Raw genomic sequence first — 20,793 nt, 5'->3', positions numbered from 1 at the left:
GACGAGTTCTGGAGGCGCCGCAGTGCCGGATGACGACAGTCTGCTGGCTTCGCTTCGTTACCTGTTTGCCGATATCATCGGCGATGAGGACGAGGGGCCGCCGGTGCTGCCCGACGCCTGCCCGGACCACCTCGGGCCCGCGGTCACCGAGGCCATCGATCTGTTGATCGCCTATCAGAGCACGAGCTACGCCCAGCTCTATATCGACCGGCTCAAGCGCTTCGTCGGCCGCCGCGGCGTTGACGACGCCCTGCTTGCCGAGATCGCGCGGCTGATGGCCGATCGCATGGCCTATGAGGACGCGATCCGCATCGCGCAGCTCAAGCTCGGCGAAGTCAATGCGGCGGGCGGCCTTGCGGCGCGCTCGGCCGACGACGTCAAGAAGCTCCGCTTCGACGAGTTGATCGACGCCCTGCCTGCGATGGTCGCCGATCCGATCCTCGCCGTGCTCGATCAGCTCGGCTGGCGCCGCCGCCGGGTCTCGATCAGCTTTAGGGCCAATACCCGCTTCAGCATTCGCCGGCTCAGGATCGAGGCGGGCCTCAAGCGCTGGCGGCTGTTCTCGGGGCGTTACGCCAAGGAGCGGGTCTGGGTCGAGCGCTGGCTGCACATGATCGACCGCAGCCTGACCAAGCAGCCAGGCGCGGCTTCAGCGATTGTGCAGACCGCGACCATGATCCAGGGCTACGGTGATCCCTATCGTCAGGGCATCGCGGACTGGCACGTGATCATCGACGGGCTCGTCAAGCCGACCTTCGACGGCGTGCTCGCGCTTCCCGATCTTGCCGCCGCCATCACCGAGGCCCGCGCCGCCATCATGCCCGATCCGCGGCAGGCGTCGCTGAAGCGCAAGGTCGCCGAGATTCGCGCGCGGGTGCCCGTAACGTCCTAGCGCCAGGCTATCGTCGTCATTGCGAGCGAAGCGAAGCAATCCATCGATCCGCGTATGGGGAGGGATGGATTGCTTCGTCGCTTTGCTCCTCGCAATGACGGGGAGGCGCTCGTAATCTACCGCTTGATGTGCGGCGGCGCGTCGTAGCCGCGGCGGCTGGAATAGAACAGCAGGCCCATCAGGCCGACGCCGACCGCGACCAGCAGGGTGATCCCGATCGTGAGCATGACGATGCCGTAGGTCGGCACTGGCGCATCAAGCACCATCAAGCCTTCAAACGCGTAGGCGCCGACGGCGGCCAGGAGGACCAGCAGGCCGATGCTGATTGCAATGCGCATCGTAGCCGCCTCTGCCAAAGGCCGAGAGCAGGGCAGGTTGCGGCGGCTATTCCGCCGCAGCGGCGACTTTGGCCAGCGCCTGCTGCCCGGCCTCGAGAAGCTCGGGGAGTGTCGTCCTGCCGCTCCCGGCGCACTTGATGATGTATCTGGCAACGCGCTTGCGGGTGTCGTGTTCCTCGCCGTGCAGCGCATCGGCGCATACGCGATCCAGCGCAAAATTCATGACGGCGAGCGTATGTGAGTCGAATCTCTCCTCGATCATCGCGGCCCTCCCTATGGACCGGTGTCCGGCGCGGCTATTTGCGGAGCGTCAGCCAATCGCTGACTTCCATCACTGTCTCGGTTTGTCTGGCTTTCTTCATCAGCATTTCGCGTTCCCGTCCCGGCGGCAGCTTGCGTGCCGCAAGGCGTGCATCTTCGGCAAATTTTTGCAGGCGGTCCTCGAACGATCCGGGGGGACGCGCCCTGTTGCGTTTCTTCTTGATCATGCCGCCTCCGAACTGGAACCAGCAATTTTTGGCATGTTGCCCGGAGGCCGTCGTTAACCCATGACATCGGGCGAATTGAAAAATTACACCGAAAGATCGCAAGTGCGATCTTGAGATCGCAAGTGCGACTTAGAGATCGCAAGAGCGATCATGCGATCGCAGGAACGATCTTCGGCGCACTGCGTAACACCATGCGTTCGCTGCTTTGCTCCCCGGAAAGCGGTGAACCACTCCGGTGACGGGCCTCGGCGAAATTCATCGCCGGGGCCCGCATAGCTTCAAGGGATATCAGCCAGGGAGTTTAGCAATGCCACATTCCAATCACGGTATCGTCAAGGATAACAAGGGTCAGGAGCAGCCGGCCGACAAGGAGCGCGCGCAGACCGCTCACAAGACCGAGCCCCGAAAGCCGCCGACGCGCGAAGCGACGCGTGATCCGAAACTGAACGACCCCGACAAGACGCCGGGCTCCGGCATGACATCAGACGATCGCGGCGATCCTCCAACGGGCTGAAACAAGCATTTTGCTGTGCAGCAAGTGGGGCAATGCGGCAGGAACGACGGTCCGGCTCCGCCGTTGGCCTCGCGAGACAGCCTTGGGACATCAATGGAGAACTGACATGGCGATGGACGAGAAAGAGGTCGGAAACCTGATCGGCAGCGACAAGGTCGAGGGCACCGCGGTCTATGGATCGGACGAGCGCAAGATCGGCTCGATCGAACGCGTGATGATCGACAAGCAGAGCGGACGGGTGTCCTACGCCGTGCTCGGCTTCGGCGGTATCCTCGGGCTTGGCAACGACCACTATCCGCTGCCTTGGCAGTCGCTCAAGTACGACACCAGGCTGGGCGGTTATGTCACCGGCGTGACCGAGAGTCAGCTGCGCGGCGCGCCCAAATACGGCAGCGAGCGAGACTGGAATTGGGCAGATATCGGCCGCACACGCGCGGTGGATGATTATTACGGCGTGCCGCTCGTCTGAGCGGCGACGAATCCTGGAGGTCCCGCCCTTAAAGGGGCGAGGGCCTTCGGGCTGAGTTGTACGGCGCTTGAGGACGTAACCCGTTACGGCTTCTGGCGTCTGTACACTTGTGAACAGACGGAATAGTTGCGCTATGTAACATACGTTATTGAAATCGGCCCGGCGGTTACTCGATTAGATATCCGGGGAGACCAATGTCGTTGGCGTCGTTAGTTCGGAAATTGGAGCAGTTCGTACGGCTTTCGCCGGTTGATCATGCCATTCTTAATCGCGCGTCGAGCGAGCGCGTCCGCCACTTCGGGCCGCGCGTCGATATCGTTCGTGAAGGCGAGAAGCCGAAAGACGTCCACCTGATCCTGTCCGGCTGGGCCTACCGCTACAAGCAGCTGGAGGATGGCCGGCGCCAGGTGGTGTCGTTCTTCCTGCCCGGTGATATCTGCGACGTGAACGTCTTCATCCTGCGTGAGATGGATCATTCGATCGGCACCATTACCGCGGTGTCGATCGCCGACCTCTCCCGCGAATTCTTCGACAAGGTTGCAGCCGAACATCCGCGCATCGTCACCGCGTTCTGGTGGGAAACCCTGGTCAATGCCGCGATCCAGCGCGAATGGACCATGAGCCTCGGCCAGCGCACGGCGCTCGAGCGGATAGCCCATCTGCTCTGCGAGATCTGGCTTCGTTTGCGGCTGGCCGGTCTTACTCAAGGCGACAGTTGCGACTTCCCGCTGACCCAGGGCGACCTCGCCGACGCCACCGGGCTCTCCAAGGTCCACGTCAACAGAACTTTGCAGGAGCTGCGCGCCGACGGCCTGATCGTGCTCAAGGGAAAGACCCTCGCCCTCCCCAATCTCGACCGGCTGATGCGGGCAGGGCTGTTCAACCCGAACTATCTGCATATGGATCATGAGGGGCGGCAGCTCGATGCGGTCGGGATGACTGACGCCGCGGCGGGGTGATCGGGCCCGCCACCGGAGGCTGTGCCAAAATTCCCATTGGCAAAACGCGCCAGGGAAGCGTCATCTTCACCCGGCATAAGGCTGGGGATCAGGTAAGGGCAGATGACCGAAACAGCGCGCGAATATATCGACTTTTGGGTGGAGAATAGCGTCCACGCAGCCGAGCAGTTTAGAACGCCGGGCGCGACGCAGGACGTCGAGGAATTGGTGCGACGGCTCATTGCCGGCGCCGGAGGGCAGGGCATCACGGAGGAGGCCATGCGGGACGAGGTTGGCGATATCGCCGACTACATCCGGGAAAAATTGAAGGCCGCCAACAAGGCCGAAAGCGGTCGGCAGCAGTAGTCGCAGCAGCCAAGCTGCATTCGAGCGAGATGCTTTTCCAGTGACGTCGTGCGCCCTCTGTTCGAAAGAGAATGAGAGTCATGCCTCGCATGATTCACGTCGCGAGTTTGCAGAGAGTGAATCACAGGTTGTTCAAGAGACGCAGTGTCGTCCTGGCGAAAGCCAGGACCCATTACCCCAAATCCCAATTGTTGCGCGACGCTGGGGCCGCGATCCCGTTCAGCACCGAAAGCGGTGGTACTGGGTCCTGGCCTTCGCCAGGACGACAGCGGTGGATCTGGCGCGACCGCAGGGAGGGGCGTGTATGTGGTGCAACCGCCTTCACCCGTTCGCGGTCTTCACCACGACGAGATTGTCGTCGACTGCCGGCGGGTGGCGCTTGAGATGGTCGCGGCGTAGCGCGATCTCGTCGCGGACCAGCTCGTAGCCGAGCTTGAAGGTGTCGAGGCCATCGCCGGAAACGGTGCCGTCGCGCAACCCGATCACCGCGCCGCGCAGGATCGCCTCGAGCTCGTCCTGCAATTCGTCGAGATGTTCGGCGCAGGTGGTGTGCTCGACGCGCTCGCCGATGTCGAGGATCCGGCCCGCCAGTTCGCTGGCCTTCTCCGGCGCGACGCGGGTGATCTTGGTGTAGATCGCAGCGAAGATCGAGCCGATGATACTGAGCGCGGCGGCGCCGAGATACATCACGTCGCTGTAGCGATCCATGAACGATTTGGTATCGTCGTTGATGTATTCGGCCGCGCCCTGATGGGCGACGATGAAGGCGTCCTTGTCGGTCGCCGCCGGCTCGATCTTGGAGGCGAAGCCGTCGTCGAGCGCGAGCTCGGACTTGTTCTCATAGACGATGCGCGCGAGTTCGGCCGCCGTCGTCGTGGGCATCCAGGATTGCGCCACCAGCAGCCATTCCAGTCCGATGGTGTCGACGTCGTCGTCGGGGATCGCCGGCGAGGACGACAGCATGCCGGTCGAGACCGTCTCCTCCGAGATCGCCGGATATTTGCGCGCCAGCGCCTTGGCCTCGTCGATCGCGTTCAAGGTGAAGCCGCCGGCACGTTTGGCATATTGCTCGTAGGTCTTGTCCTTGATGATCTTCGAGGCATGCTCGATCACGACCACGGCGGCGAAGCCCGAAGCGAACAGCTTGTCGAACGGCGTGTTCGGCGGCGCCTGCTGCACCCGCTGCGCCACATCCGGGCTGTCGGAAATCTCCAGCGCGCTGCGGACGAAATTGACGCTGTTCTCGCCGTCGCCGACGACCGCGATCTTCTTTCTCTTCAGTTCGGTCAGCGACTTGATCTTCTTGCCGCCGGGGCTCAGCACCAGCACCACGTCATGCTCGAGGATCGCGATGGCGCGGGCGCGCGGCGGCACCTTTCCGTCGGTGCGCAGGATCGCAAGCGTTGCTGCGCGGCGATCGAACTGCGCCAGTGCCTTGGCGTTATCGGGGTTCGGCGCGATCTTCAGCCGCAGCCGCGACGAATTGTTCTTCAGCACGGTGGCGAGGCGGGCGGCGAACTTGGCCTCCGGGCCCTTGGCATCGCCGACCGCAAACACCAGCGTTTCCGAATTACGCAGCCAGACCCGGCCACCGACCACGGTGATCGCGCTCAGGAACAGCGTCAGCATGGTGAAGATGATGATCTGCGCGCGGTTGCTCTTGGCGACCGGAGGGCGTGGCCGCGGCAACACTGGCGAAGGCGCGGGGGCTTCGGCACTCATGGCTGATCACCTGGCTCATCACCCGTCCGGGACGGCCCGCTGCCGCGACGGCGCGGCGCTGCCCGGTGAATCCGTAAATGACTATAAAAGAAAGAAAATTTCCTGTGCCGCCGACGATATACCTCCCCGGCGGGAATGCAAACCGGCCACCCATCGTAACCTTAATCCCGGTTCGCCTGCGCCGCGATGCCACATGACCATCGCCACTATCGACGTCCGAACCCAGATGTGATTTTCGAGGGGCCGCAGGTGCATTCCTCCGCCGGAGATGTCATAAATGACACAAGCTCCGCTTTGCGGAATTGTGCTGACGGCCTGACCCGGATTTCTTGCAATCACATTCATCGAAGTAAAAGGGCGTCAGCTTGTTGTTTCCTTCCATGTCATCGTCGGTGTCGGTTGGTGCCCTGGTGGGATGGATGTTGCTTCTCACCGCAAAGCACATCATCGCTGACTTCATGCTGCAGAACGCCTGGATGGCGATCGGCAAGGACCAGAAGACCGGCTGGGCCATGCCGCTGCTCGCGCATTGCCTGGTCCATCTCGCGGTCGCGCTGGCGCTGATCCTGGTGGTGGCGCCGCGATTCTGGTACGTCGCCTTCGTCGACTTCGTGATCCACATCATCGTCGATCGTTGCAAGGGCATCTGCGCCTCGCATCTCGGCGTGACGCTGGAGTCCAGCCATCCCTGGTTCTGGACCCTGATCGGGGTCGACCAGGCGCTGCACCACCTCACCGGATTCGCGCTGTCGATCTACATGGCCGCGAACTGAGCGGCGCGCGGACGCCTCCTTCCACATCCTGTCCCTACCACGACCCTGCTTGCTGCGGGCGGATGTGATTCGCGTGCAACGGGCAAGGGGCCCCGGAGGCGACCGGAGGCCGTGGTTAACCTTTCGTTAGAGGATTGCGCGGCATCTTCCCGATCGAGGGGGATTTGCAAATGTTTTCAAGCCGCGACGCGTTCGAGAACGATGCCTGCCCAGTTGCGGACGACCTGCTCGGCCAGATGTACCGCGCCAATCCGAACGGGCTTTCGCTGCTGGTTGCCAATGTCGCGCCCGACGTCAGGGCGATGCTCGCGCTGTTCTGCTATCGCCGCAGCCATCTGCACGCACTCGCACTGGCGATTGCGTCGAGCTGCAGCGAGTGGGAGCTGGTCAATTCCGGTGGCCGCGTCGGATCGACGCTGTACGCTCTGTCGCGTGAGCCGGCCCGTGCTGCGACCGTGTCGCATGGCGGCCGCAAGCCGATCACGCTGTCGACCAAGCCGCTGTCGAGCTTCGCGCCTGTTGTCGATGACGAACTCGACGACGAGGACGTCAGCGAGACGGTGACTGTGACGGCTTAAGCATGATCCGGAAAAGTGGAATCCGGTTTTCTCTCGCGACAAACGCGGAACGCGTTTGCGCGGAGATCATGCGCAAATAAAAGAGCCGTGCTCAATCCGGCTGCGCGCTCGGGATGAGCGGCAGCCCGTGCCGGCGCCGCGCCATTGCGCATTCTGCGTCGCCCGGCAGGCAGGTTCGGCACACCTCCGGCCGCACCGCATAGACCTCGCAGCGCGTTGCTTCGCCGACCCGGCCTGACAGCGCCGAGCAGCGGTCACCCTCGCAGCGCATCCCTGATTGCCGCGCGTTGACGAATTGCGGTGGGATCAGATCGAGCTGCGCGTCGTCTTCCACCGTGAAGCGCGGCCAGTTCACCGAATAGCTGCAGCAGGCGCCGCAGGACTGACAGGGGCTCGCGTCCGTCGCGTCGATCGCGTTGCCGGTCATCAGGTGTCCCTCGGTGCTTCCCACACCAGGCTGCGCCGCCAGCGCGCCCTGAGCAGGTCGCGCCGCTCCGGATATTTCTCATCGTGATAGATCGCGGTGACCACGCGGTCGGTGCGGAAGCTGCGGAAATCCTTGCGCAGCTCGCACCAGGCGGCGAGCAGCCGCACCGCCTCGTGATAGCCGACCGCGATCGGCCAGATCGTGCGCTCGCTATCGCGGCCATGCTCGTCGCGATAGTTGAGCGTGATCTTCTTGCCTTCGTGGATCTGGCTGCGGGTCCTGACCATGTCGATACGGTCGGGCTCCCGGTTCCAGGCGGAGCGGGCGCGGCTCGCCGGCTCTAGCACGAACGGCCGCAGCCGGTCGGGCACGGTCTCGGCGATCTTGGCCATCAGGTCCTCGGCCGCGCGCGCCAATGCCGGATCGGCGTGACCGACCACCCATTGCGCGCCGAGCACGCAGGCCTCGATCTCGTCGGGTGTCAGCATCAAGGGCGGCAGGTCAAAGCCCTTCTCCAGGATGTAGCCCATGCCGGCCTCGCCGCGGATCGGCACCCGCTGCTCGATCAGGCTGGCGATGTCGCGATAGATGGTCCGCTTCGATGTCTCGAGTTCGGCTGCGATCGCGTCCGCGGTCAAAGGCTTACGGGTGCGGCGGAGCACCTGGATGATCTGAAACAGCCGGTCGGCGCGTCTCATGGCAATTCTCTTGGTCGCTCTCTTGGCGGGTGTCTTAGCAGTGTTTTGGCAGCTGTCTTGACGAGTGTCTTGACGGGTCTCGCAGTGTCTCGGCGGGTCGGCTTTTCGCGCCCCCTGTCACTGCTGCTGACAGCATGTTGGCAGCAGGTGGGGGCTATATCAGGACAACACCTCAAGTGAAGGGAATTTGTCCATGACGAATCTTGATGAACTCGGTTTCCGGCAGGCGCAGAGCTTCGCGCTGGAACAACTGGTCACGGTCTACTCCACCTCCGGCGACCTGCGCTGGGCCCTGGTCGCGCTGGTCGCACAGTCGATCGGCGCAGCCTGGTCCTACGGGCGGGCACGGCTGGTCAAGCGCGTTCGCGAGGCGGTTCGCCGCCTCGCGCCGGTCGGCCCGCTCGACAGTGAATGCCACTACTGCTGACACCATGCTGGCAGCAGGGGGCGGCTAGAGCAGATTCTGATCAGACACGGTCATAACCGGCTGCGGCGAAGAAGTTCAGGCACTCTTGGGCGGTGAAGGCGGTCAGGGCGGTGGCAATAGCGTTGTCCAAAGCCTCGATTGATCTGGCGGCGGCCTTTCGAAGTGCGGCTTTGAGCTTGGCGAAGGCCATTTCGATCGGATTGAGGTCGGGCGAATAAGGCGGCAAATAGAGGAGCTGGGCGCCCACGGCATCGATTGCGATGCCGACCTCGGCGCGCTTGTGTGCTGCGAGATTGTCCATCACCACGATGTCGCCGGGCCTGAGTGTCGGCACGAGGACTTGCGTCACGTAAGCCTCGAACGCCAGACCATCCATGGGACCGTCAAGGACCATCGGCGCAGTCATGCCGGTCGCTCTGAGCGCGCCGACGAAGGTCGTCGTCTTCCAATGACCATGCGGGAGCGCTGCGACACAGCGCTGGCCGTACGGCGAGCGGCCATAGCGCCGCGCCATCTTGGTCGAGGCTCCCGTCTCGTCGATAAACACCAACCGATGGATGCCGATCTCAGGCTGAGATGCCTTCCACGCCGCGCGTTCAGCGGCCACGTCCGGCCGATCCTGCTCGCTGGCGTGCGATGTTTTTTTTGAACGTGATGTTGCGGCGATCGAAGAATCGCCAGACCACGCTCGGCACGAAACGCTCGCCGTGGACTTTGAGGAGATGGTCAGCGATCTCGGCCAGCGTCATGTCAGGCGTAGCCTTGACCAGGGAGAGGATCTCCGCAGCATGACCCTCGATCCGAGCTGAACGTCTGTCTCCGCCCTGCGCTCCCGCCTCACAAGCGCCGGTGCTGCGCCATTCGTTGACCAGTTCGATCGCTGTCGATGGCGCTACGCCGAACCGGCCGGCGGCGCCCCGACAGCTCATGCCTTCCTCTTCCACAGCCCGAATAATGCGAAGGCGAAGGTCCGGCGAGAGCGGCTTAGCCATGGGGGCTGGCCTCCATCACCAGCCCTCAGGGTGAATCACGATTTGCCTCACAAGGGAATCCCTTCCGATTCCGCCAGGTCAGAAAATGCTCTAGCTTCAATTCACGACCACAGGCGATCGGGAGCTTCATATGATTACGCTTTTTGGCTTTGGCACGGGCTTCGGCTTGCCGGAAATCAGCCCCTTCGTGACCAAGACCGAGGTCCAGCTCAAGATGGCCGGGCTCGACTATCGCAAGGAGAAGGCGATGCCGCCGGCCTCTCCCAAGGGCCAGCTGCCGTTCATCGCCGATGACGGCGAGACGATCGCCGATTCGACCTTCATCCGCGCCCATATCGAGGGCAAATACGGCTTCGATTTCGACGCGCCGCTGAGCCTGCAGGCGCGCGCGCAGGCCTGGGCCTTCGAGCGCATGATCGAGCATCACGTCTACTGGGCGCTGGTCGGCGCGCGCTGGGTCGACGACACCAATTTCGCCAAGGGGCCCGCGCATTTCTTCGACGGCGCGCCCGATCATCTGCGCGACAAGATGCGCGAGGACGCCCAGTTCCGCGTCGCCGAGAACTATCTGTTGAGCGGGCTTGGCCGCCACGGACCCGACGAGGACGTCGATCTCGCGCTCCGCTCGCTGTTTGCGCTGTCGGTGCAGCTCGGCGACAAGCCCTATCTGATGGGCAACGCCCCGTGCGGCACCGACGCCACCGCGTTCGGCGCGCTCGCGGGAATCCTGACGCCGTTCTTCGATTCGCCGCTGCGCGAGCGCACCGAGAAATTCGACAACCTCACCGCCTATGTCGGCCGGATGATGCAGCAATATTATCCGGAATTCGCCTGGGCGCCGTTGCAGCAGCAGGCGGCCTAACCGGCTGGGGCAGGAGCGGGCTCGCCCTTCAATGCGGCGAGCTCCGCCTCGAGTTCGGCGATGCGCTGGGCGCGTGAGGCAAGCGCGCTGGCCACATCGGCCGCGTCGAACTTCTGCGGGATATGCTGCGGGCAGTTGGTGTCCCACGCCGCGACCTTGAACAGAATCACCTGCTCGGGCCGCGCGCGATAGCCCTGCGGCATCAGCGAACGCGTCAGCGCCGGATCATCTTCAACCACCCGCGCCTCGCCCCAGATCTTCACGCGCTGCCGGTAGGCGTAGTTCATCACGAAGATGTAGGCCTTCGGGTTCTCCGAGAGGTTGCCCTGGCTGATGAATTGCCGGTTGCCGCTGTAGTCGGCGAACGCGATGGTGTGCTTGTCGAGCACCTTGATGAAACCCTTCGGCCCGCCGCGATGCTGGATGTAGGGCTGGCCGCCGGCCGAGGCGGTGGCGAGATAGAAGCTGTTGGTGTTGGTGAGGAAGGCCGCGAGGTTCTCGTCGACCTCGGTTTGCCAGCCGCCATGGGCCTCGACCTCGGCATAGGTTGCGCGCGAGCCCTTGCGGGTCTGGATTTCCTTCACCGCCGGGGTGAACCCGACATCGCTCGAATAGCTGTGAACCTCTGACATCTTAGCCTCCCGCCACGGGCGACAAAGCGGCCGTCCTCGGACCCTAACATGGGCATTTCCGGATTGTAGGCAATCTTGGGAATTGACAGTTCACTGTTGCCGATTATGCAATAGTCTCATGGACCGGATCGATGCCATGCAGGCCTTCGTCGCGGTGGCGGACCTCGAGGGGTTTGCCCCCGCCGCCCGCAAGCTCGGCCTGTCTCCGTCCGCCATCACGCGGCTGATCGCGGCGCTGGAGGAGCGGCTCGGTGCGCGGCTGCTGCAGCGGACCACGCGGCAGGTGACGCTGACCGACGCTGGCTCGCGCTATTTGGAGCGGGCGCGGCGGATCTTTGCCGACGTCGAGGAGGCCGAGGACGCGGTAGAGAGCGAGCGCACCCGCCCCGAAGGCCGCTTGGTGATCTCGGCGCCGTTCGGCTTCGGGCGGCTCCATGTCAGCCCGGTCGTGACCGCCTACCTCAAACGCTATCCCGATGTTGGCGTCGACCTGCGGCTGTCGGATCGCCGGATCAACCTCGTCGAGGACGGCGTCGATCTCGCGGTCAGGCTCGGGCACCTGCCGGATTCGACGCTGGTGGCGCGGCATGTCGGCCAGATGCGCCGCATCGTGGTGGCTTCGGCCGGTTATCTCAAGCTTCGCGGCGAGCCGAAGCGGCCGGCGGACCTCACCGCCCACGACACGATCCAGTTCGGCGCGATGACCGCGACGCCGGATTGGCGCTTCATGGAGGACGGCCAGGAGATCCGCATCACGCCGACGCCACGCTTCACCAGCAACAGCTCGGACGCTGCCATCCAGTACGCCGAGCAGGACGGCGGACTGACGCGGGTGATGGCCTACCAGGCCGCCGAATCGCTGAAGGCGCGGCGGCTCAGGATCGTGCTCGCCGAATTCGAGCAGCCGCCGGTGCCGATCCATGTCGTCTACCCGACATCCCGGCTGTTGTCGGCCAAGGTGCGGACCTTCATCGATCTCGTCACCGAGATCACCGACTGGCACTTCGGCTAGCGCGAGACGCTTAGCTCGCTGGTGCCTTCTTCGGCACCACGCGGAACGTGCCGCTGGCGCGCGCGATCGTCACACCGTCGGCCTTGATCAGGCTTTGTGCAAAGCAGATCGTGCTGCCGGTCTTGATCACATCGCTCTCGATCGCGAGCCACTGTCCGACATTTGCGGAGCCGACGAAATCGACCGTGAGCGAGATCGTCACATACGAGGTCGTCCAGCCGGTCGCCTGGCCGCAGCTATAACCCATCGCGTTGTCGGCAAGGGCCGCGATCAGCCCGCCATGGATCAGGCCGCGGCCGTTGGTGTGCGGCCTCGCCAGCCGCAGGCCGATGATGACGGCCCGCTCGGTCTTCCTTTGGTACAGCGGCTCCCAGGGCTCGGTGAGCGGGCTCTTGCGGAACAGCGGCTCGAAGCCATCGGGGACATCTTGAGGAATGTCGGGGGCGACTTGCGTGTCGGTGGTCATCTCTGGCTCGCGTATGGCGTTGCGTTGCCGCCATTGAACGCGATGTCGATCGCGGTTTCACCGCCTACAAAGTTTTAAACGCGATTTGCAGGGGCGTTTGAAAGTGGCTCCGGCCTGTCGCCATATCCCTCGCCGTCATCGTCCGGAGAGGCCACGGCGTACTGGATACCCCGCATGCGCGGGGTATGACAGCTGACGGCACATCGGCGAGGTTGCTCGACGAAAAAACAGCAACCGATCTAGAACGGCAGCCCCACATAATTCTCCGACAGCGAGGTCGACGCCGCCTTCGAGCTGACGAGATAGTCGAGCTCGGCGATCTGGATGCGCGCGGCGAATTCGCCCTCGTCGGGGAATTTGTGCAGCATCGAGGTCATCCACCAGGAGAAGCGTACTGCCTTCCAGACCCGCGCCAGCGCTTTGGCCGAATAGAGGTCGAGACCGGCCGAGGATTTCTCGTCGTAATATTCGCGTAGCGCCTGCGACAGATAATGCACGTCGCTGGCCGCAAGGTTCAGCCCCTTGGCGCCGGTCGGCGGCACGATGTGCGAGGCGTCGCCGGCCAGGAACATGCGGCCGAACCGCATCGGTTCGGCGACGAAACTGCGCAGCGGCGCGATGCTCTTTTCGATCGAGGGGCCGGTGATGATCTCGTCGGCGGCCTTCTGGTCGAGGCGCCGCTTCAATTCATCCCAGAACCGCTCGTCGGACCATTGATCGACATGATCGTCGAGCGGGCACTGCACGTAATAGCGGCTGCGATGCGTCGAGCGCATCGTGCAGAGCGCAAAGCCGCGCGCGTGGTTGTTGTAGATCAGCTCCGGCGAGACCGGCGGCGTCTCCGAGAGGATGCCGAGCCAGCCGAACGGGTACACCCGCTCGTAGCTGGTGATCGCCGACGCCGGCACGCTGGCGCGGCTGACGCCGTGGAAGCCGTCGCAGCCGGCGATGAAATCGCAGGCGATCTCGTGGGTGACGCCGTCCTTGACGTAGCTGACGCGCGGATGATCGGTGCCGAAATCATGCGGCGTGACGTCGGCGGCGGAGTAGACCGAGGTCAGGCCGGCCGCCTTGCGGGCGTTCATCAGATCGAGCGTGACCTCGGTCTGGCCGTAGATGGTCACGGTCTTGCCGGTCGCCGCGTGCATGTCGATGCGGTGCCGCGCCCCGCCGAACGCCAGCTCGACGCCGTGATGAACCAGGCCTTCCTGGTGCAGCCGGGCGCCCGCACCGACGCTGTCGAGCAGCGACACGGTGCCTTCCTCGAGCAGGCCGGCGCGGATCCGCCCCAGCACGTAATCCGGGGTCTGCCGCTCGAGAATGACGTTGTCTACGCCGAAAGTATGAAGTAGTTGCCCAAGCAACAGTCCGGCCGGACCTGCGCCAATGATTGCTACTTTTGTCCGCAACACCTGCTCCTCCCGATCGGATAGGCTTTCAGCAGGCGCCCGCGCCGGGGCGGTCGCCATCAACTTGCCAAGGCAACTATATCATATAACAGTTTTGGCAAGGCGGATTTGCGCGGGACCTGCGTTCGCCGCAGCGCAAGATGCGGGAGAGGCCGGGTGCGACGAGGCGTCCACTCTGCGGATTTCGTCTTGAATATCCGAGCGAATTAGATAACATGTTAAGTAATGAGACCGGGCACGAAGCCCGTCCTGGAGAGGAGGAGAGGTGATGAGGAAGAGTTTGTTGGCGCTGCTGATGGCAGCCGCCGCCATCGTGCCGGCCGCAGGTCCTTCGCAGGCGCAGGACAAGACCGTCAATCTGAAAGTGTCGCTCTGGGTGCCGCCGGCGCATCCGCTGGTGCCGGCGACGCAGGCCTGGGCCGCCGACATCGAGAAGGCATCGGGCGGCACCATCAAGGTCACCGTGTTTCCGTCCGAGCAGCTCGGCAAGGCATTCGACCATTACGACATGGCGCGCGACGGCATCGCCGACGTCACCTATGTCAATCCCGGCTATCAGCCCGGCCGGTTCCCGATCGCGGCCGCGGGCCAGCTCCCGTTCGTGTTCTCGGACGGCAAGAAGGGCACGCTGGCGCTGAACGAGTGGTACCACAAATACGCGCCGACCGAGATGAAGGACACCAAGCTCTGCTTCGCCTTCATCCACGATCCGGGCGCGCTGCACGGCAAGAAGAAGATACTGCTGCCGAGCGACCTTAGCGGCGTGAAGGTGCGACCGGCGCAGAGCACCATCGGCGAGATGGTGAAGATGTTCGGCGGCACCAATGTGCAGGCCTCCGCCCCGGAATCGCGCGACGCGATCGAGCGCGGCGTGGCCGACGAGATCACCTTCCCCTGGGGATCGATCTTCCTGTTCGGCATCGACAAGGTGGTGAAGTACCACATGGACGTGCCGCTCTACACGACGGTGTTCACCTACAACATCAACCTCGCCAAATATAATGCGATGTCGGACGCCCAGAAGAAGGTGATCGACGATCATTGCACGCCGGAATGGGCCTCCAAAGTCACCGATCCCTGGACCGATTTCGAAGCCAATGGCCGCACCAAGATGAAGGCGCTGCAAGGCCACGAGGTCTATCCGCTGACGGCGGATCAGCTCGCCGAATGGAAGAAGGCGGTCAAGCCGCTGCGCGACAGCTGGGCCGAGGCGGTGAAGAAGGCCGGCGGCGATGCGGAGAAGATCGAGGCCGATCTGCAGGCCACGCTGAAGAAGTACGAGGCGGGGATCTGATCCCGTTGCCCCTTCACCTCGCCCCGCTCGCGGGGAGAGGTCGGATCGCATCGTCAGATGCGATCCGGGTGAGGGGGTACAGGTCTCACCGCCTTCACAACTCGTGGAAGCAGCCCCTCACCCCAACCCTCTCCCCGCAAGAGCGCGGCGAGGGAGCTCATCGAAGCAACGCATGACGCAATCTGCCGAAGTTTCCCAGGACGGCGCGATCACCGGTCCACCCGAGCCGGTGCGCAAGAATTTCATGGACCGCTTCATCGATTCGATCGAATGGGTGGCGGCCTTCTTCGTCGGCGTCGTCGCGCTCAACACCTTCACCGCGGTGTTCATGCGCAAATTCTTCTCGGTGACGATCCCCGACTACTACAATTTCGGCCAGTTCCTGCTCGGCATCCTGATCTTCTGGGGCATCGCGGCGACGAGCTATCGCGGCACTCACATCACCGTGGATCTGGTCTGGGCCAATGCCTCGCCGCGCTATCAGCGCTGGATCGACATCTTCGCGACGCTGGTGCTGCTGTTCGTGGTGACGGTGCAGACCTACACGCTGGTCGACAAGGTGATCGACACCAGGAACAGCCACATCGTCACGATGGATCTCGGCGTGCCGGTCTGGCCGTTCTTCCTGGTGTCGTGGCTCGGCGACGTCTCCGCGGTTTTGCTGATCGCGATCCGGACCTACCGCCTGATCTTCCATCCGGAAGATATCCATGATGCCAAGATCAAGACTGCGGAGTAGACGGCCATGAGTCTCGATTTGAGTCCCGAGGCCGTCGCCGTCATCGGCTTCGTCTGCCTGTTCGCGCTGATGCTGTTGCGTGTACCCGTCGGCATGGCGATGGGCCTCGTCGGCATCACCGGCTTTGGTTATCTCACCGGCTTCGCTCCGGCGCTGAAGCTGGTCGGCCAGACCACGATGCGCACGGTGACGGATTATTCCTTCGGCGTGATCCCGATGTTCCTGTTGATGGGCGCCTTCGTGTCCGTCTCCGGCATCAGCCGCGAGCTGTTCCGCGCCGCCAACACCTTTGTCGGCCACTGGAAGGGCGGGCTCGGCATCGCGACCATCGCAGCCTGCGGCGGCTTTGCCGCGATCTCGGGCTCGTCGGTCGCGACCGCCGCGACCTTCTCGGCGGTGGCCTATCCGGAAATGCGCCGCTTCGGCTATCCGCAATCGTTCTCGACCGGCGTGATCGCGGTCGGCGGCACGCTGGGGGCAATGCTGCCGCCATCCACGGTGCTCGCGGTGTATGGCATCATCACCCAGCAGGATATCGGCAAGCTGTTCATCGCCGGCGTGGTGCCGGGCCTGCTCGCGATCCTGATGCACATGATCACGATCGGCATCATCGGCGTGACGCGGCCGGGCTTCCTGCCGGCAGGCAAGAAGGCGTCGTGGCACGAGCGCGCCATGGCTATGCGCGACGTCTGGTCGCCGCTGCTGCTGTTCCTGTTCGTGATCGGCGGCCTTTATGGCGGCTTCTTCGTCCCGACCGAGGCGGGCGCGGTCGGCGCGGTCGGTGCCTTCATCATCGGCATCCTCAGGGGTAAGCTGACCAGGGACGGCATCCTGCAATCGCTGCTGCAGGCGACGCGCACCGCGGCGGCAGTGTTCACGGTGCTGATCGGCGCGCTCTGCTTCGGCTATTTCCTCACCATCACCCAGACGCCGCAGAACGTCACTGAATTCCTCACCGGGCTCGGCATCGGCCCTTACGGCGTGCTGGCGCTGACCCTCCTGATGTATCTGGTGCTCGGCTGCCTGATGGACGCGATGGCGATGGTGATCCTCACCGTGCCGATCGTGTTCCCGGTGGTGACCGCGCTCGGTTTCGACCCGATCTGGTTCGGCATCATCATCGTCATGACGGTGGAACTCGGCCTGATCCATCCGCCGGTCGGCATGAACGTGTTCGTGATCAAGAGCGTGATCAAGGACGTCAACATGTCGACGATCTTTGTCGGCGTGCTGCCGTTCGTGATCACCGATCTGATCCGGCTGGTGATCCTGATCCTGTTCCCGCTGCTCGCGACCTGGCTGCCGCAGCGTATGATAGGGTAAATCCATGGTGCCTGAGCTTCAGACCAGATACGTCTTCACCATCACCGCCCGGATCGCGGAGGTGACCTCCGCCGGCGACATCGGCACCGGCGTCCGCCGCATCATTCCGATCATCGGCGGCGAGGTGAGGGGCGAGACTGTCAACGGCAAGGTGCTGCCGTTCGGCGCCGACTTCCAGATCATCCGGCCCAACGAACTGATCGAGCTGGAGGCAAAATATGCCTTCGAGACCGACGACGGCGCCGTCGTCTATGTCGAGAACAAGGGCATCCGCTTCGGGCCGGTCGATCTGCTCAAGAAGCTCAAGCGTGGCGAACCGGTCGACCCGAAGCTGATCTACTTCCGCACCGTGCCGAAATTCGAAACCGGCGCCGAAAAGTACCGCTGGCTGATGGAGCACATCTTCATCGGCTCCGCCGCTCGCCACGCCGACCGCGTCGTGATCGACGTGCATCAGGTGTTGTGAGGAAGGCAACGGCCACCTCCTGGCTTTCGCCATGACGACGATGATCTGCTGTCATCGGCCGGCTCGACCGGGCGATCCAGTACGCCGAGGCCTCTCGGCTCAAGCACGAACGTCTCTGGAATACTGGATCACCCGCTTTCGCGGGTGATGACACCGTGAACGGAATGCAGCCTTGCGTGCAATGGCAAGCGTTCCGCCCACCAACGTCCCGTATTGACTCCTGCGATGATAGTTATAAAATATAACTATTCTAACCAGGAAACAATAACGCCATGGGAAACGCTGCCGACGCGGGTGATGCCTCGCTGCTCAAGATCGAGACGCGAGGGGCGGTGCTGACCGTCGGGCTCAACCGGCCGGCCAAGCGCAATGCGCTCAATGACGGCATCATCCTGGCGCTGCGCGACTGCTTTTCCGCGATTCCCGACACGATCGGCGCCGTCGTCATCCATGGCGTCGGCGATCATTTCTCGTCCGGCCTTGATCTCTCCGAACTGACCGAGCGCGACGCCACCGAGGGGCTGGTGCATTCCCAGATGTGGCACCGCGTGTTCGACCGCATCCAGTATTGCCGCGTGCCGGTGATCGCCGCGCTGAAGGGCGCAGTGATCGGTGGCGGGCTGGAGCTTGCCTGCGCGGCGCATATCCGGGTCGCCGAGCCGTCGGCCTATTTCGCGCTGCCCGAAGGCCAGCGCGGCATCTTCGTCGGCGGCGGCGGATCGGTGCGGCTGCCGCGCCTGATCGGTGTGCCCAGGATGGCCGACATGATGCTGACCGGCCGGGTCTATTCGGCGACAGAGGGCGCAGCCTACGGCTTCTCGCAATATCTCACCGAGGCCGACGGCGCGTTGCCCAAGGCGCTGGAGCTTGCCGAGCGCGTCGCAGCCAATGCGCCGCTGACCAACTTCGCAGTGTTGCAGGCGCTGCCGATGATCGCCGAGGCCAATCCGCAGACCGGCCTCTTGATGGAATCGCTGATGGCTACGGTGGCGCAGAGCGACAAGGAGGCCAAGAAGCGGATCCGCGCGTTTCTGGATCGCAAGACCGCCAAGGTGAAGCCGACATGAGCGCCAAGGCTGATATTTCTGCGTCTGCGTCCACTGCGAGTGCGCATCCGCTGCGCCCGATCTCGTTTGGCAATCCCGACGTCACCGTCGAGCGCCGCGACGACGGCACGATCTATCTGCGCCCCAAGCTCAATCTCGCCGACTATCCCGTTCGCCTCACCGATCGCCTGCATCATTGGGCAGCGACCGAGCCGAGCCGTGTGTTCATGGCCGAACGTGCAGCGGGCGGCGGCTGGCGCCAGATCACCTACGCACAATTGCTGGAAACGACCCGGCGCATTGCGTCCGCGCTGACCGCGCGCGGGCTGTCGGCTGAGCGGCCGATCATGATCCTGTCGGGCAATTCGATCGATCACGCGCTGATCGCGCTCGGCGCGCTCTATGCCGGCATTCCGTTCTGTCCGGTCTCTCCGGCCTATTCGCTGGTGTCGCGCGACTACGGCAAGCTCAGCTTCGTCATCAAGCTGCTGACGCCCGGCCTCGTCTTCGTCGACGACGCCGACAAATTTGCCGACGCGTTGCGCGCCAATGTCGGACCCGATGTCGAGATCGCGGCAAGCCGCGGGGCCGTCCCCGGCCGCGACGTGACGCGGCTTGCCGGCCTCATGGCAACGCCGGAAGACCCACGCCTCGATGCGACCAATGGGAAAATCAGTCCGGATACGATCGCAAAATTCCTGCTGACGTCGGGCTCGACCGGCAATCCCAAGGCCGTCATCAACACCCAGCGGATGATCTGCGCCAACCAGGTGATGCTGCGCGAGACGCTGGCGTTCCTGAAGGACGAGCCGCCTGTGATCGTCGACTGGCTGCCGTGGAATCACACTTTTGGCGGCAACCACAATGTCGGGCTGACGCTCTTCAACGGTGGCTCGATGTATCTCGACGAGGGCAAGCCGATGCCCGGCGGCATCGAGGAGACCGTGCGAAACCTGCGCGAGATCTCGCCGACGGTCTATTTCAACGTGCCCAAGGGCTACGAATCGCTGCTGCCCTATCTGCGCGACGATGCTGGCCTGCGGGCAAGATTCTTCCACCGGCTGCATGCGATGTTCTTCTCGGGCGCCGCGCTGTCGCCGTTCATCTGGAACAGCCTCGATGCGCTCGCGGTGCAGGAGAAGGGCTATCGCGTGCCGATGCTGACCGGGCTCGGCGCCACCGAGACCTCGCCGTTCTTCATGTCGGTGCGGCCCGATACCAGCCGCTCCGGTCATGTCGGGCTTCCGGTGTCGGGCAATGATGCGAAGCTGGTCCCCAACAACGGCAAGCTCGAGGTCCGAGCTAAGGGGCCGAACGTGACGCCGGGCTACTGGCGGCAGCCCGAACTGACCGCCAAGGCATTCGACGAGGAGGGTTTCTATAAATTCGGCGACGCGCTGAAGCCCGCCAACGCCGATGATCTCGATGCAGGGTTCGATTTCGACGGCCGCATCGCCGAGGATTTCAAGCTGGCGAGCGGCACCTGGGTCAGCGTCGGGCCGTTGCGGGCGCGCTTCGTCGGCGCCTGCGCGCCGCTGGTGCGCGACGTCGTGATCGCGGGGCTCAACCGCGACGAGCTGGCGGCGAGTCGTGATCCTCGATCTCGATGGCTGCCGCCTGATCAATCCACAGCTTGCCTCTGGTGACATCGCGGCTGCGGCCAACGATCCGCTGGTGCGTGAAGCCTTCCGGGAACGTCTCGCGCGCGTGCTTGCGAGTGCCACCGGCTCGTCGAACCGGATCGCGCGGGCGCTCCTGCTCGACACGCCGCTGTCGATCGATCGCGGCGAGGTCACCGACAAGGGCTCGATCAACCAGCGTGCGGTGCTGGAGCATCGCACTGACATCATCGAAGCGCTCTATGCGCCGGTGCCGCCGGCATCGGTGATCATACTCGTCTGAAATTTGAAGAGGAGAATGCC

The 20,793-nt window shown here is 63.8% G+C and carries 25 protein-coding genes and 1 pseudogene; 16 read left to right on the top strand and 10 right to left on the bottom strand.

Annotated elements, in window-relative coordinates:
- Positions 1-22 precede the first annotated feature (22 nt).
- Complete coding sequence (locus HU230_RS30045) at positions 23-892, top strand: DUF6537 domain-containing protein (protein ID WP_176534803.1); 870 nt, start codon at positions 23-25, stop codon at positions 890-892.
- Positions 893-1,008: 116 nt separating this feature from the next.
- Here HU230_RS30045 and HU230_RS30040 read toward each other — a convergent pair whose 3' ends face one another.
- The 3 genes from HU230_RS30040 to HU230_RS30030 are packed head-to-tail and all read right to left on the bottom strand — an operon-like array spanning position 1,009 to position 1,718.
- Positions 1,009-1,230 carry a hypothetical protein gene (locus HU230_RS30040; RefSeq protein ID WP_176528718.1) on the bottom strand — a complete coding sequence of 74 codons (222 nt, stop codon included), beginning with the start codon at positions 1,228-1,230 and terminating at the stop codon, positions 1,009-1,011.
- A 46-nt stretch (positions 1,231-1,276) separates the two neighbouring features.
- Positions 1,277-1,492: a hypothetical protein gene (locus HU230_RS30035; RefSeq protein ID WP_176528719.1), complete on the bottom strand. Its 216-nt coding sequence runs from the start codon at positions 1,490-1,492 to the stop codon at positions 1,277-1,279.
- 34 nt (positions 1,493-1,526) lie between these two features.
- A complete protein-coding gene (locus HU230_RS30030) occupies positions 1,527-1,718 on the bottom strand; it encodes a hypothetical protein (RefSeq protein ID WP_176528720.1) in 192 nt (63 codons plus the stop codon).
- 307 nt (positions 1,719-2,025) lie between these two features.
- Between HU230_RS30030 and HU230_RS30025 the strand changes: the two genes are divergently transcribed.
- From HU230_RS30025 to HU230_RS30010, 4 genes are all read left to right on the top strand, one after another.
- Positions 2,026-2,232: a hypothetical protein gene (locus HU230_RS30025; protein ID WP_176528721.1), complete on the top strand. Its 207-nt coding sequence runs from the start codon at positions 2,026-2,028 to the stop codon at positions 2,230-2,232.
- Positions 2,233-2,338: 106 nt separating this feature from the next.
- A complete protein-coding gene (locus HU230_RS30020; RefSeq protein WP_176528722.1) occupies positions 2,339-2,701 on the top strand; it encodes a PRC-barrel domain-containing protein in 363 nt (120 codons plus the stop codon).
- Between the two features lie 200 nt (positions 2,702-2,901).
- Complete coding sequence (locus HU230_RS30015) at positions 2,902-3,660, top strand: Crp/Fnr family transcriptional regulator (RefSeq protein ID WP_176528723.1); 759 nt, start codon at positions 2,902-2,904, stop codon at positions 3,658-3,660.
- Between the two features lie 102 nt (positions 3,661-3,762).
- Positions 3,763-4,005: a hypothetical protein gene (locus tag HU230_RS30010; protein WP_176528724.1), complete on the top strand. Its 243-nt coding sequence runs from the start codon at positions 3,763-3,765 to the stop codon at positions 4,003-4,005.
- Positions 4,006-4,326: 321 nt separating this feature from the next.
- Here the strand turns inward: HU230_RS30010 and HU230_RS30005 are convergent, their stop codons facing one another.
- A complete protein-coding gene (locus HU230_RS30005) occupies positions 4,327-5,727 on the bottom strand; it encodes a TAXI family TRAP transporter solute-binding subunit (protein WP_176528725.1) in 1,401 nt (466 codons plus the stop codon).
- 419 nt (positions 5,728-6,146) lie between these two features.
- Between HU230_RS30005 and HU230_RS30000 the strand changes: the two genes are divergently transcribed.
- Positions 6,147-6,500: a DUF3307 domain-containing protein gene (locus HU230_RS30000; RefSeq protein WP_176528726.1), complete on the top strand. Its 354-nt coding sequence runs from the start codon at positions 6,147-6,149 to the stop codon at positions 6,498-6,500.
- A gap of 170 nt (positions 6,501-6,670) precedes the next feature.
- Positions 6,671-7,078 (top strand): hypothetical protein, encoded by a 408-nt coding sequence (locus tag HU230_RS29995; protein WP_176528727.1) that lies wholly within the window; start codon positions 6,671-6,673, stop codon positions 7,076-7,078.
- Between the two features lie 91 nt (positions 7,079-7,169).
- On the opposite strand, the gene HU230_RS29990 is transcribed toward HU230_RS29995, so the two are convergent.
- Together HU230_RS29990 and HU230_RS29985 are read right to left on the bottom strand one after the other, a co-directional pair.
- Positions 7,170-7,505, bottom strand: coding sequence for a YkgJ family cysteine cluster protein (locus tag HU230_RS29990; protein ID WP_176528728.1), 336 nt, complete (start codon positions 7,503-7,505; stop codon positions 7,170-7,172).
- Positions 7,505-8,203 (bottom strand): helix-turn-helix transcriptional regulator, encoded by a 699-nt coding sequence (locus tag HU230_RS29985; protein WP_092119525.1) that lies wholly within the window; start codon positions 8,201-8,203, stop codon positions 7,505-7,507. Before HU230_RS29985 ends, HU230_RS29990 begins: the two co-directional genes overlap by 1 nt.
- 193 nt (positions 8,204-8,396) lie before the next feature.
- Here HU230_RS29985 and HU230_RS29980 point away from each other — a divergent pair, with 193 nt between their 5' ends.
- Positions 8,397-8,630, top strand: coding sequence for a hypothetical protein (locus HU230_RS29980; protein ID WP_029077926.1), 234 nt, complete (start codon positions 8,397-8,399; stop codon positions 8,628-8,630).
- Between the two features lie 40 nt (positions 8,631-8,670).
- Here HU230_RS29980 and HU230_RS29975 read toward each other — a convergent pair.
- Positions 8,671-9,622 (bottom strand): IS630 family transposase gene (locus tag HU230_RS29975; RefSeq protein ID WP_176528729.1). Its coding sequence is split into 2 segments (ribosomal slippage): positions 8,671-9,283 and positions 9,282-9,622, totalling 954 coding nucleotides; the frame shifts between segments, so codons are not numbered across the junction.
- A gap of 130 nt (positions 9,623-9,752) precedes the next feature.
- Between HU230_RS29975 and HU230_RS29970 the strand changes: the two genes are divergently transcribed.
- On the top strand, positions 9,753-10,484 hold the full coding sequence (locus HU230_RS29970; RefSeq protein ID WP_176528730.1) for a glutathione S-transferase family protein: 732 nt from the start codon (positions 9,753-9,755) through the stop codon (positions 10,482-10,484).
- Here HU230_RS29970 and HU230_RS29965 read toward each other — a convergent pair.
- On the bottom strand, positions 10,481-11,116 hold the full coding sequence (locus HU230_RS29965; protein ID WP_176528731.1) for a pyridoxamine 5'-phosphate oxidase family protein: 636 nt from the start codon (positions 11,114-11,116) through the stop codon (positions 10,481-10,483). The genes HU230_RS29970 and HU230_RS29965 overlap by 4 nt on opposite strands.
- Positions 11,117-11,234: 118 nt before the next feature.
- On the opposite strand from HU230_RS29965, the gene HU230_RS29960 reads away from it, so the two are divergent.
- Positions 11,235-12,128, top strand: a complete 894-nt coding sequence (locus HU230_RS29960) for a LysR family transcriptional regulator (protein ID WP_176528732.1) — start codon at positions 11,235-11,237, stop codon at positions 12,126-12,128.
- Between the two features lie 10 nt (positions 12,129-12,138).
- Here HU230_RS29960 and HU230_RS29955 read toward each other — a convergent pair whose 3' ends face one another.
- Entirely contained in the window at positions 12,139-12,594 is a 456-nt protein-coding gene (locus tag HU230_RS29955; protein WP_176528733.1) for a PaaI family thioesterase, read from the bottom strand.
- 239 nt (positions 12,595-12,833) lie between these two features.
- Positions 12,834-14,003, bottom strand: coding sequence for a 4-hydroxybenzoate 3-monooxygenase (gene pobA, locus HU230_RS29950; RefSeq protein WP_176534804.1), 1,170 nt, complete (start codon positions 14,001-14,003; stop codon positions 12,834-12,836).
- Between the two features lie 268 nt (positions 14,004-14,271).
- Between pobA and HU230_RS29945 the strand changes: the two genes are divergently transcribed.
- From HU230_RS29945 to HU230_RS29920, 6 genes and pseudogenes are all read left to right on the top strand, one after another.
- Positions 14,272-15,297, top strand: a complete 1,026-nt coding sequence (locus HU230_RS29945) for a TRAP transporter substrate-binding protein (protein WP_176528734.1) — start codon at positions 14,272-14,274, stop codon at positions 15,295-15,297.
- 229 nt (positions 15,298-15,526) lie between these two features.
- On the top strand, positions 15,527-16,036 hold the full coding sequence (locus HU230_RS29940; protein ID WP_092126276.1) for a TRAP transporter small permease: 510 nt from the start codon (positions 15,527-15,529) through the stop codon (positions 16,034-16,036).
- An 18-nt stretch (positions 16,037-16,054) separates the two neighbouring features.
- Entirely contained in the window at positions 16,055-17,359 is a 1,305-nt protein-coding gene (locus HU230_RS29935) for a TRAP transporter large permease (RefSeq protein ID WP_176534805.1), read from the top strand.
- Between the two features lie 4 nt (positions 17,360-17,363).
- Positions 17,364-17,825 (top strand): DUF3237 domain-containing protein, encoded by a 462-nt coding sequence (locus HU230_RS29930; protein WP_176528735.1) that lies wholly within the window; start codon positions 17,364-17,366, stop codon positions 17,823-17,825.
- Positions 17,826-18,097: 272 nt separating this feature from the next.
- Positions 18,098-18,892, top strand: a complete 795-nt coding sequence (locus HU230_RS29925; RefSeq protein WP_176528736.1) for a crotonase/enoyl-CoA hydratase family protein — start codon at positions 18,098-18,100, stop codon at positions 18,890-18,892.
- Positions 18,889-20,773: pseudogene (locus tag HU230_RS29920) on the top strand (feruloyl-CoA synthase). Before HU230_RS29925 ends, HU230_RS29920 begins: the two are co-directional and overlap by 4 nt.
- The last annotated feature ends 20 nt before the right edge of the window (positions 20,774-20,793 follow it).

It is taken from the genome of Bradyrhizobium quebecense (assembly GCF_013373795.3).
In the GTDB taxonomy this organism is placed as follows: Bacteria; Pseudomonadota; Alphaproteobacteria; order Rhizobiales; family Xanthobacteraceae; genus Bradyrhizobium; species Bradyrhizobium quebecense.
This window is presented reverse-complemented; position numbering and strand designations above follow the sequence as displayed.

Excerpts from the sequence above, each read along its gene's own strand:
- HU230_RS30040 (WP_176528718.1), bottom strand. The coding sequence starts at position 1,230 with ATGCGCATTGCAATCAGCATCGGCCTGCTGGTCCTCCTGGCCGCCGTC.
- HU230_RS30035 (WP_176528719.1), bottom strand. The coding sequence starts at position 1,492 with ATGATCGAGGAGAGATTCGACTCACATACGCTCGCCGTCATGAATTTT.
- HU230_RS30030 (WP_176528720.1), bottom strand. The coding sequence starts at position 1,718 with ATGATCAAGAAGAAACGCAACAGGGCGCGTCCCCCCGGATCGTTCGAG.
- HU230_RS30025 (WP_176528721.1), top strand. The coding sequence starts at position 2,026 with ATGCCACATTCCAATCACGGTATCGTCAAGGATAACAAGGGTCAGGAG.
- HU230_RS30020 (WP_176528722.1), top strand. The coding sequence starts at position 2,339 with ATGGCGATGGACGAGAAAGAGGTCGGAAACCTGATCGGCAGCGACAAG.
- HU230_RS30010 (WP_176528724.1), top strand. The coding sequence starts at position 3,763 with ATGACCGAAACAGCGCGCGAATATATCGACTTTTGGGTGGAGAATAGC.
- HU230_RS30005 (WP_176528725.1), bottom strand. The coding sequence starts at position 5,727 with ATGAGTGCCGAAGCCCCCGCGCCTTCGCCAGTGTTGCCGCGGCCACGC.
- HU230_RS30000 (WP_176528726.1), top strand. The coding sequence starts at position 6,147 with ATGTTGCTTCTCACCGCAAAGCACATCATCGCTGACTTCATGCTGCAG.
- HU230_RS29995 (WP_176528727.1), top strand. The coding sequence starts at position 6,671 with ATGTTTTCAAGCCGCGACGCGTTCGAGAACGATGCCTGCCCAGTTGCG.
- HU230_RS29990 (WP_176528728.1), bottom strand. The coding sequence starts at position 7,505 with ATGACCGGCAACGCGATCGACGCGACGGACGCGAGCCCCTGTCAGTCC.
- HU230_RS29985 (WP_092119525.1), bottom strand. The coding sequence starts at position 8,203 with ATGAGACGCGCCGACCGGCTGTTTCAGATCATCCAGGTGCTCCGCCGC.
- HU230_RS29980 (WP_029077926.1), top strand. The coding sequence starts at position 8,397 with ATGACGAATCTTGATGAACTCGGTTTCCGGCAGGCGCAGAGCTTCGCG.
- HU230_RS29970 (WP_176528730.1), top strand. The coding sequence starts at position 9,753 with ATGATTACGCTTTTTGGCTTTGGCACGGGCTTCGGCTTGCCGGAAATC.
- HU230_RS29965 (WP_176528731.1), bottom strand. The coding sequence starts at position 11,116 with ATGTCAGAGGTTCACAGCTATTCGAGCGATGTCGGGTTCACCCCGGCG.
- HU230_RS29960 (WP_176528732.1), top strand. The coding sequence starts at position 11,235 with ATGGACCGGATCGATGCCATGCAGGCCTTCGTCGCGGTGGCGGACCTC.
- HU230_RS29955 (WP_176528733.1), bottom strand. The coding sequence starts at position 12,594 with ATGACCACCGACACGCAAGTCGCCCCCGACATTCCTCAAGATGTCCCC.
- HU230_RS29945 (WP_176528734.1), top strand. The coding sequence starts at position 14,272 with ATGAGGAAGAGTTTGTTGGCGCTGCTGATGGCAGCCGCCGCCATCGTG.
- HU230_RS29930 (WP_176528735.1), top strand. The coding sequence starts at position 17,364 with ATGGTGCCTGAGCTTCAGACCAGATACGTCTTCACCATCACCGCCCGG.
- HU230_RS29925 (WP_176528736.1), top strand. The coding sequence starts at position 18,098 with ATGGGAAACGCTGCCGACGCGGGTGATGCCTCGCTGCTCAAGATCGAG.